This is a genomic window from Deltaproteobacteria bacterium, from assembly GCA_016874775.1.
Taxonomy (GTDB): Bacteria; Desulfobacterota; Binatia; order Bin18; family Bin18; genus VGTJ01.
Window position 1 is genome coordinate 1 of record VGTJ01000205.1, and the last position, 9,836, is coordinate 9,836.

Genomic DNA, 9,836 nt, shown 5'->3' on the forward strand with positions numbered 1-9,836 from the left:
AGGCCCGACTCTACTCAACTTGCCTGACTCGTGTCACGCAGGCTTGCCGGAACGCTCAACAACCCCTGGAGGGCTTCACATCTCGTGCTCGTTGCATCGGTCTGGCCGTGAGAGTTTGGTGCGAACAGCCACGCAGCAGCTCTTGCTGTCTCTCAACCTCGGGTGTCAAGCGGCTTTACCGGAAGCTCACCATCGATGATGGTACGCAACTCACCGTGCCCGACTATGTGTTCGCGCCGGACTATAAGCTCCGCCCCCTCTCGGAGTTAGCGGCGTACATCAAACAAGAGCAGCATCTGCCAGAGATTCCCTCGGCGGCGATGATCAAGCAACAGGGGATGAACTTGAGTGAGATGCAGATGCAATTACTCAAGAAGATCGAAGAGCTCACGCTCTACACCATTCAACAAGAGCACGCCAATACCACACAAGCTGCTCGCATTGTTACTCTCGAACAGACACTTGCCGCAGCGCTTGCTCGCTTGTCGGCCCTAGAGCATGGACGGCAACAGACGCCGTAAGCGCCACGTACGCCAGAAACTAACGTCGTACAGTTCACCTATAGTGAGGGTGAATTTGCCGAGGCGTAACAGGCATACGTTTTTAGGAGGGCCGCGATGCGGTGGTGCGTAGTGAACCGTCAGCTCTCTTTGAGGTCTGTCGGCTTGTACACTTCAAGGTCATTGATGTGATCAAAATCACCGTTTGCAGTAGCCAACTTTTTGAGCCCGTGTGTACGCATACAAGCAACAACTAAAGAGTCATTTGTCAGCAGCCCTTCTCCCTGGCGAACTGTCGCACTTGTCTGTACGATTTCAGACGTAAGAGCGAGAATTGTGATGTTCATCAGGGGAATTTTATTTGCGTGGTCTTGATACTGCGTGAGTTGTTTGACCAGCGCTGGTGTTTCCCCCAGTTTTCTCACCGCTGTTTTAGCTGAGACTAGCCCTTTTGTGATTGCCTCAGCAACCATAAGACGATGCAGCACTTCGGCCAGAACGGGCGTAGATGTGTATCCCTGTACCTCGCGTCGGGCGCAGCGTTCCAAGAGTGCTTTGCATTGGGGAGAATGTCCACCAAAATGGTAGATGAAGATGTTGGCATCAACAAACACACTATGACCATCCCGCAGCTCAGCCAAGATCATATTCCAGCTCTTTATCTTCCGCGACCCAGTGGAGTGTCTCCGGATCGAGCGTCAGTGTTGCCCATGTGGTTTGAACAACCGCTAGCGCGTGTTGTGCCTCTTTATTCTCCCTCGTACTGTGCTGCTCGATCCACTCATCAATAAGGGTGAGAATCTTCGCTCGGGTGCTTTCTGGCAGCCGTTGTAACTTTGCAACAATTGCTTCCTCAAGAGTCATTGCATCACCTCTCCTGTGAACGGGCTCGGGTTGCTCTGAACGTAGCATAGAATGGGGCCGAGTCAGAGGTCCTACCGGGTCACGCCGGAGCGCACAGCAAGCGTCCCACCTGCGACCTCTCACGTTCATGCTCTCACGCCATTGCGCTACTGCACAAGTCCCGATTCCACGACCGTCATGAAAAAATTTTCTCGGTTTTGCCCGTTTAGGAACAACTGTTCCACCTTTTGTTACGCCTAAGAGGGTAGACATTGCGAATATTGGCAGCGGACACGAGCAGAAGGAGGAACCCGGAGAATGGTCTATCGACGTTTACGGTGCTTCGCACGATGGCTCACGATTGTGACGTTGGGCTTAATAGGAGGGCTGGTCCCCACCGCACAAGCTGTGGACCTTACCGCATCCAGTACTGCGCCTACAATTACCTTTGATGATACCGATCTGGCAGGGATCGAGTGGCAGATTGTGAGCAATGTGTCAACGTTCGGGGTGCAAAGTTGGAAGTTAGCCGATGCCAAGAATGCCTCGACGGTGCTGGATTTCGCCTCGCAAGGGACTAATGCTGACAAGAGTGTGGTGGTCGATCTCAACGGCGATCTGTCGCTCGCGGATGGAAAAGTCTTTATCGATCGCAGTAGCGGCCATGTTGGGATTGGGACGACAATCCCTGCGGATGACCTCCACATTGTTGGACTTCTCCCGACACTGCGCCTCACCGCCGTCACCATCGGGGAAGGGTCAACTTCGTGGCGATTGTTGTCGGCAACCGGTATCGCCTTTAAAGATGAATCAAACAATACCTTTCCCTTCCAAATCGGAGCGAACGTTCCCACGAACACATTGCTTTTGCAAAACGACCCCAACAACCCAAGTGTTGGCCGGGTGGGGATTGGGACGGCGACCCCAGGGGGGAATCTGCATATCTTTGGTCCCGGGACTGCCGATGTCTTCAATGCGATCGGCCCTAATCCCGCAGCCAATGGCAACGCCTTCAACTTCGGTTACTCTGGTGCATCGTTTGGGCTGGGCTCGGGCTTCTTCAACGTCCGGCCTGCGCCTGGCTCTCTTGCCCCCAATCCCTCCTTGCGCTTTGCCACCGCTAACGTCCAACGCATGATCATCGATAACCTCGGTAATGTCGGCATTGGTCAGTTCGGGGCGAGTCCTGGTAATCCCGATGTCGCCCCAGTGGCCAAACTGCACGTGCAGGGCAACATTCGCGCTGACGGTGTCTTCATCTCCAACGAGACCCAACTCACCGTGCCCGACTATGTGTTCGCGCCGGACTATAAGCTCCGCCCCCTCTCGGAGTTAGCGGTGTACATCAAGCAAGAACAGCATCTGCCGGAGATTCCCTCAGCAGCAACGATCAAGGCACAAGGAGTGAATCTGAGCGAGCTGCAGATGCAACTGCTCAAGAAGATCGAAGAGCTGACGCTGTACACGATTCAGCAAGAGGAGACCATCACGCGTCAGGAACATGTTAATCAGCAGCAGGAGCAAACCATTGGTGAGCTGAGGCATATGAAGCAGGAATACACGCAAACCATTGTCGAGTTACGCCGTCGACTTGATGCGCTGGAGCAGCAAGCTGAGCGTCCCGACACGCTTCGATAACGGATTCACGCAACATAAAGAAAGGACAAATTATGCGACAGAGTCTTGGTAGCCAGGTAGCGATGTTGATCACAGTGAGCGCAATGTTTCTCTGTCTGCCTACACGGAGCTGGAGCCAAACGACAGAGCCCCCAGCGATCGTGCGGATCGCCCCAAACCTGGTGCATATTGAGCCGGGCAAGGTGCCGCACGTGGTAGCGATGACGGTGAAGATTGTCGATCCTGCCGATCACTTTGTGGTGGATCTGCACACGAAGGGCGAGCCGGTGCAATGGCTGCCGCACACGGCGAAAGTTGACGGCTACTATCGCTATGAAGTGTGGGTGACGTGGCAGGAGCCCACTGGCAGTCCTGCGCCATTGCCCACAGAGAAGGGTGAACAGTCTGGACGACGTAGTGGCCGTGTCTGGGGCGGGTTTACGGTGCAGGGTGGGGTAATTACGCCACCGGAAGACGAGCCGTATTCCGCGTTAGAGCTACCTACGATTGCGCAGGTGCAGCAAACCCTCACTCAGCTCGGACAGGCAGTTTTAGACTGGCTAGTGCCCACGGCGCAGGCGGCGGATCTGACCGCGTCGAGTGCGTCTCCTCAGCTCCTCTTTGATGACACCGACCTCGCCAACATCGAGTGGCAGATTTTTGCCGATTCGCCCAATGCCACGACGCAACGCTGGAGACTCAGCGACATCAAGAATTTTTCCTTCGTGCTTGATTTCACGTCCACAGGGGGCAATGCCGACAAAAGTATCGTGGTCGACGCCAATGGGGATATGTCGCTAGTGAATGGATCAGTCTTTATCGACCGTAGTACAGGCCGTGTCGGGATTGGCACGACAACACCAGGAACAAGACTACAGGTTCTCGGCGGCCCCTCCAGTACTGGCCTCGTCGATATTGGCACTCAAGCTGGAGGAAACCAGCTGCTTGATGTTATCTCCCCGGTTCCGGAAATTGGTTTCGTCGATACAGATGACAATAGCGAATTCGGGCTGCAATACAATAATGGTTTTCTCGCCTTTGAGGGTCCAGGGGCCGGTCTTGACAACGAGGTCGATATTGTTTCTATCTCAGGGGCTGCCCCGGGAAATTCTTTGTTCATCAATGGCACGGGTCAGGTCGGACTTGGCACGGATGTCCCTGGTGGCAATCTGCATATGTTCGGCTTAGCGACTGCCGATGTCTTCAATGCCATCGGGCCCGATCCCTCTGCCAACGGCACGGCCTTTAACTTCGGCTACTCCGCGGCCTCCTTTGGTCTGGGCTCGGGCTTCTTCAACGTCCGGCCTGCGCCCGGTTCTCTTGCCCCTAATCCCTCCTTACGGTTCGCCACCGCTAACGTCCAACGCATGATTATCGATAATCAAGGCAACGTCGGCATTGGCATTCCCGGCCTCCAGCCCCAGCCACTCGACCGCCTCCATGTCAACGGCAACATTCGCATTACCAACGGCAGCTTCATCGATGATGGTACGCAACTCACCGTGCCCGACTATGTGTTCGCACCGGACTACAAACTCCGCCTCCTCTCGGAGTTAGCGGTGTACATCAAGCAAGAACAACATCTGCCGGAGATTCCCTCAGCGGCAATGATCAAGCAACAGGGTGTGAACTTGAGTGAGATGTAGATGCAGTTACTCAAGAAGATCGAAGAGCTGACGCTCTATACCATTCAGCAAGAGCAAACGATTGGCAGCCAACAACAAGCGATTCAGGAATTGGTGACGAGAGTATCACAGCTTGAGCAGCGCCAAGGTGCTATAGGGACAAAGTGACTAGGTGTCAGGTCTCATAACATCGCGCACTAAGAATTCGTCGAATTTCTTGGATTTTTGCACAAAAATGAGTACGCGATGTCATGAGACTCGACAACTAGGTTGTTTGGAGCAACGAATTTGAGGATTGGGTTGAAGACGTCATTCCCGCGAAAGCGGGAATCCAGAAGGAATAACCAAAGGTTTCTACTTGAAGATCCTGGATGCCTGCCTGCGCGGGCATGACGGAGTCGGACGCATCAGAATTGATGCAATAGGCTACTAAACTTTCTCCTCGACGGGCAGACCGCTCGCTAACGATACAGCGTCTCGTCTTTTATCGATGATTCAGGAAGACGAATCCTTGGATAGAGAGACGGTATGCCATTGCGTCCGAGGAAGAGAAAGTCAACCGGAATAAAGGGGACCGGTACCTCCATCCCAACATAAGAACTGCGCTGATCGCTGCCAAAGGAGAGACGTGTACCGGCAATTTCCTTTGGTAGGGTGCCACGAAAGTCGACGCCTGAGCCGCCGACGCTGCCAGATAAGTATGGCAGCATGCGCCAGCCTTCTTCGTCATTTTTTTCGCGTGAGCTTTTCAGGGTGCGATCTGCGGCCTCTGCCCCTTGCGCTAATAGTGCCAAGCCCTGGTCTCCGCGCGTTGCGGCTTGCTCGTAACCTTTGGCACGAAACTGCCGCCAAAACTGTTCCCAGCGTTGGTTCGGGCTCGCATAGACTTTCGCGCGCGATCCTTGCTCACTGCGAAACTGCAAGGCCACTTCACCACTGCCAAGCAGCGTGAGGCCTTCGTCAGCTAACTCGACATTATCGACATCTCCGTCGAATAACTCTGGTTTAAGGCCCAGCCCACGTGGACCGACGAGTTCCTCATGCTCACGAAGAAACGCTTTGGTTAACCGCAGACCGCGATTGGCTGGTAAGTCGAGTTCGCGCAGGAGTGGTGCGGCTTCCTGGGCTGCCTTGGTGTTTGGGTATTGCTCAACCAAGGTGCGTAAATAATTCTCTTTCTGTTCTTGGCGTTCGCTCTTTTTGGCCATGTTCAGAATTGCTTGACCGGCATGTTCCTGCACACGTTTTTGTTCGTCCTGTTTGCCGAGCAGCTTATAGTACGACACGGCTTTATCTAGTCTGCCTTCGCTTTCATACGCTTTTGCTAACGTCTCATAGACTTCGGGATTGCGTTCATCAGGCGGAGTCTCATGGACATACTCTTCACCGGCGGTGATGACTTTCTGCCGCGGGACTGGATTGCTGGTTGCAAGCCGGAAGAGTTTGGCGGCGGTCTGAACTATCGTCAGCGCACCAAATGTCGCGGCGCCAGCCAGCCCTTCTGTGGCGATCTGGGTGCCGGCCACGACAAAATTGTCTTTGACAAAACCACTGCCAGGCAGCAAATATTGAAATGTCTGTTTGCTGTGTTCCCATTCCGCCGCCTTCATGTCAGCTAACGGATCGCGAGGCGTACTTGTTGCCAGGTCTTCTTTTTGTTGCAGCTGGGCGGCGACCTGATCTAACCCTGCTCTTGCTTTGGTTGACGATTCATCAACCATGAGGGCGAGATGGTAGTGAAAATTCGCTCCCCAATAGTCGCCTTTTTTGAAGGCAGCTTCAGCACGGCCCAGTTCGACGTTGAGCATCGCTTGTTTGCGTCGCGTATCGAGGTCGCGTGCTTTCTGTTCGACGTCCTTGACCCGCGCATCTTCAGGAAAGCGGCGGAGAAACTCACGGTAAAAGACGAGCGCCTTGCGTTCACGTGGGGCAGGATCGTTACTGCTACTCCACTCAGAGACGACTCCTTGCGCTCCGTATGGCATGGGTGCGCGAGGAGCGCCGAACAGCAAGCTGCCGATGTCGAACGTCGAGAGGATCCAATTGAAGCGGCGACCAACCCGATCGCGTTTCTCGTCAGCGAGAAGCTGGTCTGCGTATTGCAACAGCGCCTCGGGAGAAGAACTGGCTTTCGCAAGGTCGGAATTTGCCGCAGTATCTACCGGCGATGGCTCGTTCGCGAGCGCGAAGAGGTAGGAAGTCAATCCGGTTGGCTGTTCACCACTGGTGACAAGTTTCGCATCATGCTCTGAAAGTTCTCGGGCACGTTGCTCGACGGCAGTTGGGTCTTGCAAATAGGCGTGAACAATGGCGTCAGCGACCCTTTTCCCGACGGCATCGGGGAAATAGCGATCTGGCGATTCGAGCGGTGTGAACGGCGTGTACGTGGGAAGAAAGTCGTTGAGTTTTCGCATCAAGGGGTCGGTGAACTCCCGGGCGGCTGCCGAGGGCTCGGGTGCTGCACAAACACTGGTTGTTACTATCAAAGTGATGAAAAGAAACACGGACGACACGACTCGGTTTCTATTCGCGTTCATAGAATCCCCATTCTCATTACTGCAGCGCTCTTCGTTAGCGACTGAGCTTGCCAATCTTGGCCATGTACGCTTCAAGCGCGTCAAGTTTTGCCTTTGCTTCCAGCTTTTCGATGATGCCATCTTCCTGCGCGACGTGAGCATACAGGCGAAGCGCGGATCGGCCAACTCCTTCGAAAATTGACGAATCAAACTGTAAGCTTTGTGGATCATTTTGCGCAACATACTCTTGTGCCAAGGCAAAGTAAAAATCCCCGAACTCGACCTGATAGCGGTATTGATTCCTACTTTCCTTATGCTTGATGAGGAGCTGGTTATAGGCGAGGACGACACTTTCGTTGCCATCTTCGATCCGATGGCGGTTGATCACGAGGAAGGTTACTTTCGCCTGGTCTAAGCGTTCCTCTTCTTCTTTTGCGAGAGCCTCGTACACGGAGTTGGGCTGCAATTTTTGTAGTTCTTGCCAGACCGAGATTTGCTGGTCCAGAGACTTGAGATATTCGAGTGGTGTGGTTGCTGAAGGTGGGGTGTGCCTCAGGTCACGAAAGCGAATGAGTATCTCCACTGCCTTTGTCGCTTCGTCTTTCAGTGCATGCTTACTCTGACTCACAACTTGATATTGTGCGATTGCCTTCTCGTATTCATGCAGGCCTTCGTACGCTCGACCACGGGTAAAGGCGAGGATTTCGGGATATGCCCCTGGATGTTTCGCTTCATAATCCTGAAGTCGTGTTAAGGTTGCCTTGTAGACGTTGGCCCCGGTGACATCTTTTGGGATCGGGAAGCGATAGGTATCTTTCGCTGCTACGCGTTGAAACTCGTTGACGATCTTTAGCAGGTCTTCCTCGGTGACGTACTGTGGGTTGCTCTCAGGCTTATCTGTTAATCCGGGGATCGCTTTCGCAATCATTGGCGTGTCCTTGGGGGAGAGGGAGGTGGGCTTAGCGGTTGTCCAGGGAAAGCGCTTTGTCGGACAGCCCGAGGAGATCAGTGCCACACACAACAAAAGAGGAAAAACAACAACGATGCGTTTCATGTGTGTTGTAACTGCCACAGAACAGCGGCAAGAATGAGTTGAACGCCTCTTACTGAATTGGTCGTTACCTTAATGCGAAAGCCGGAACGAGTCAAACTGGATTTTTTTTGTTGCGCACGATATAGATAGTGCCCTTACCAAACACCTCTATGCCGGAGTGGCGGAATTGGCAGACGCACAGGACTTAAAATCCTGTATCCTTAATTGGGTGTACGGGTTCAATTCCCGTCTCCGGCATTTGTAGTGCACCAACAAAAAAGGCAGCTCGATGAGGCTGCCTTTTTTATCGTTAAGATTGACAATCGATGCTTACGCTGCTTTTGCCGCCGGTGCAGGCATCTTCAACGGTTTGGGTTCGACGAGCGGTTCGACCTTCCATTTTTTCAGTTCTGGGAGAACATACTTCGCGAAGCAGCGCATGCTGCGTTCACATTCGTCGAACGGCATTCCTGCATAGCTGAAGTTGCACATGATTCCGTTCATATCGATGGTGTCTTTAATGAACGATAACTTTTCGAGTACCTGATCGGGAGTGCCAAACGGCATGAGCTTGGCAAAATCCTGTGCCGCACCATCCAGACCATGACGAGCGATATACTTTCCAACTCCGCTGTAAAATTCGTAGCTCTTGTATGAGCCGAACTGCTCTGAAGTCATTTCATAATGCTTCATTGCGGTGTGGTAATATGCGGAGATCCAGTGCATAGCGCGTTCTTCGGCACGGTCTTTATTTTCATCAACATAGAAGAAACCGCCACAGAGCGGCTTCGGGGCAGGCTGGGCGCCGTTCACTTCTTTCCACACTTTGTGATAGACCTCGAAATCCTTTTTCACGACATCCCAGGGTTTCTGTGGAATGACGAGCAAGCCAACGCCGAGCTTGGCCATGATCGGCATTGACTCGGGGGAGACTGCGGCAGCATAGGTGCGGCCTTTGAACGAACGGGCAGGGTAGGGGCGAATGTCGCGACGAGGCTGTTGCGTCTTGGTGCCACCCTCCATGTAGCCCTTTTCTAATGCATTCAGTACGAGTTCGGCATATTCGACGAAGTCATTGCGACCTTTGTTTTGATCGAGACGAAATCCTTCATATTCAACCCGAGCAAGACCACGACCAATGCCGAGAATGAAACGGCCATTAGAGACATGATCAAGCAAAGAAATTTGCTCAGCTACACGAATTGGGTCATGCCACGGTAGCACGACAACCATCGATCCGAGTTTTACGTGCGAGGTTCTCCCTGCCATGTAGGAAAGAAACTGCAACGGATCTGGACACATCGTGTAATCGGTGAAGTGGTGCTCGATCGACCACACTGAATCGAACCCTAATGGCTCGGCGAGCTCTGCCAGCTTGACCTCGCCCATGTACACTTCCGCATCAGACATGGCATTGTTGGGGTTCTGAAAAGCGGCTCCGTAACCAACGTGCATAATGGCTCCTCCTTAATGGCCCTTGTTTATTGTAGTGATAGTCAGGCTATAGCATCGATAGGGCGACAGGGGAACACGAGGACGAAAAGAGGGTGGTTAAGAATGAAGGAGGAAAAGAGGCTATAGGCTGAGGGCTACATCAGACCTGAGAACATTCGTCCCCTTTACACTCCAGACTTCAAATCGTGTCATTCTGAGTCCTCCACAGCGCGCGGCGCGGAGCGTGGAGGCAGAAACGAGACAGTGC

8 protein-coding genes and 1 tRNA gene are annotated in these 9,836 nt (G+C 53.3%); 4 read left to right on the forward strand and 5 right to left on the reverse strand.

Annotation, left to right across the window (positions count from 1 at the left end):
- Positions 1-215 precede the first annotated feature (215 nt).
- On the forward strand, positions 216-521 hold the full coding sequence (locus FJ147_24645; GenBank protein MBM4259076.1) for a hypothetical protein: 306 nt from the start codon (positions 216-218) through the stop codon (positions 519-521).
- Between the two features lie 119 nt (positions 522-640).
- Here FJ147_24645 and FJ147_24650 read toward each other — a convergent pair whose 3' ends face one another.
- Positions 641-1,147, reverse strand: coding sequence for a PIN domain-containing protein (locus FJ147_24650; protein MBM4259077.1), 507 nt, complete (start codon positions 1,145-1,147; stop codon positions 641-643).
- On the reverse strand, positions 1,134-1,364 hold the full coding sequence (locus FJ147_24655) for a hypothetical protein (protein ID MBM4259078.1): 231 nt from the start codon (positions 1,362-1,364) through the stop codon (positions 1,134-1,136). The genes FJ147_24650 and FJ147_24655 overlap by 14 nt, the downstream gene beginning before the upstream one ends.
- Positions 1,365-1,661: 297 nt before the next feature.
- Here FJ147_24655 and FJ147_24660 point away from each other — a divergent pair, with 297 nt between their 5' ends.
- Both FJ147_24660 and FJ147_24665 read left to right on the forward strand, forming a co-directional pair.
- Positions 1,662-2,981, forward strand: a complete 1,320-nt coding sequence (locus tag FJ147_24660) for a hypothetical protein (protein ID MBM4259079.1) — start codon at positions 1,662-1,664, stop codon at positions 2,979-2,981.
- A 32-nt stretch (positions 2,982-3,013) separates the two neighbouring features.
- The gene (locus FJ147_24665) at positions 3,014-4,606 is read left to right on the forward strand and encodes a hypothetical protein (protein ID MBM4259080.1); all 1,593 of its coding nucleotides are present in this window, start codon (positions 3,014-3,016) and stop codon (positions 4,604-4,606) included.
- 440 nt (positions 4,607-5,046) lie between these two features.
- Here the strand turns inward: FJ147_24665 and FJ147_24670 are convergent, their stop codons facing one another.
- On the reverse strand, positions 5,047-7,122 hold the full coding sequence (locus FJ147_24670; GenBank protein ID MBM4259081.1) for a hypothetical protein: 2,076 nt from the start codon (positions 7,120-7,122) through the stop codon (positions 5,047-5,049).
- Positions 7,123-7,156: 34 nt separating this feature from the next.
- Positions 7,157-8,029: a hypothetical protein gene (locus FJ147_24675; protein ID MBM4259082.1), complete on the reverse strand. Its 873-nt coding sequence runs from the start codon at positions 8,027-8,029 to the stop codon at positions 7,157-7,159.
- A 277-nt stretch (positions 8,030-8,306) separates the two neighbouring features.
- Here FJ147_24675 and FJ147_24680 point away from each other — a divergent pair.
- Positions 8,307-8,392: transfer RNA gene (locus FJ147_24680), tRNA-Leu, on the forward strand.
- Positions 8,393-8,464: 72 nt separating this feature from the next.
- Here the strand turns inward: FJ147_24680 and FJ147_24685 are convergent.
- The gene (locus FJ147_24685; GenBank protein MBM4259083.1) at positions 8,465-9,592 is read right to left on the reverse strand and encodes an LLM class flavin-dependent oxidoreductase; all 1,128 of its coding nucleotides are present in this window, start codon (positions 9,590-9,592) and stop codon (positions 8,465-8,467) included.
- Between the last annotated feature and the right edge of the window lie 244 nt (positions 9,593-9,836).

Excerpts from the sequence above, each read along its gene's own strand:
- FJ147_24650 (MBM4259077.1), bottom strand. The coding sequence starts at position 1,147 with ATGATCTTGGCTGAGCTGCGGGATGGTCATAGTGTGTTTGTTGATGCC.
- FJ147_24655 (MBM4259078.1), bottom strand. The coding sequence starts at position 1,364 with ATGACTCTTGAGGAAGCAATTGTTGCAAAGTTACAACGGCTGCCAGAA.
- FJ147_24660 (MBM4259079.1), top strand. The coding sequence starts at position 1,662 with ATGGTCTATCGACGTTTACGGTGCTTCGCACGATGGCTCACGATTGTG.
- FJ147_24665 (MBM4259080.1), top strand. The coding sequence starts at position 3,014 with ATGCGACAGAGTCTTGGTAGCCAGGTAGCGATGTTGATCACAGTGAGC.
- FJ147_24670 (MBM4259081.1), bottom strand. The coding sequence starts at position 7,122 with ATGAACGCGAATAGAAACCGAGTCGTGTCGTCCGTGTTTCTTTTCATC.
- FJ147_24675 (MBM4259082.1), bottom strand. The coding sequence starts at position 8,029 with ATGATTGCGAAAGCGATCCCCGGATTAACAGATAAGCCTGAGAGCAAC.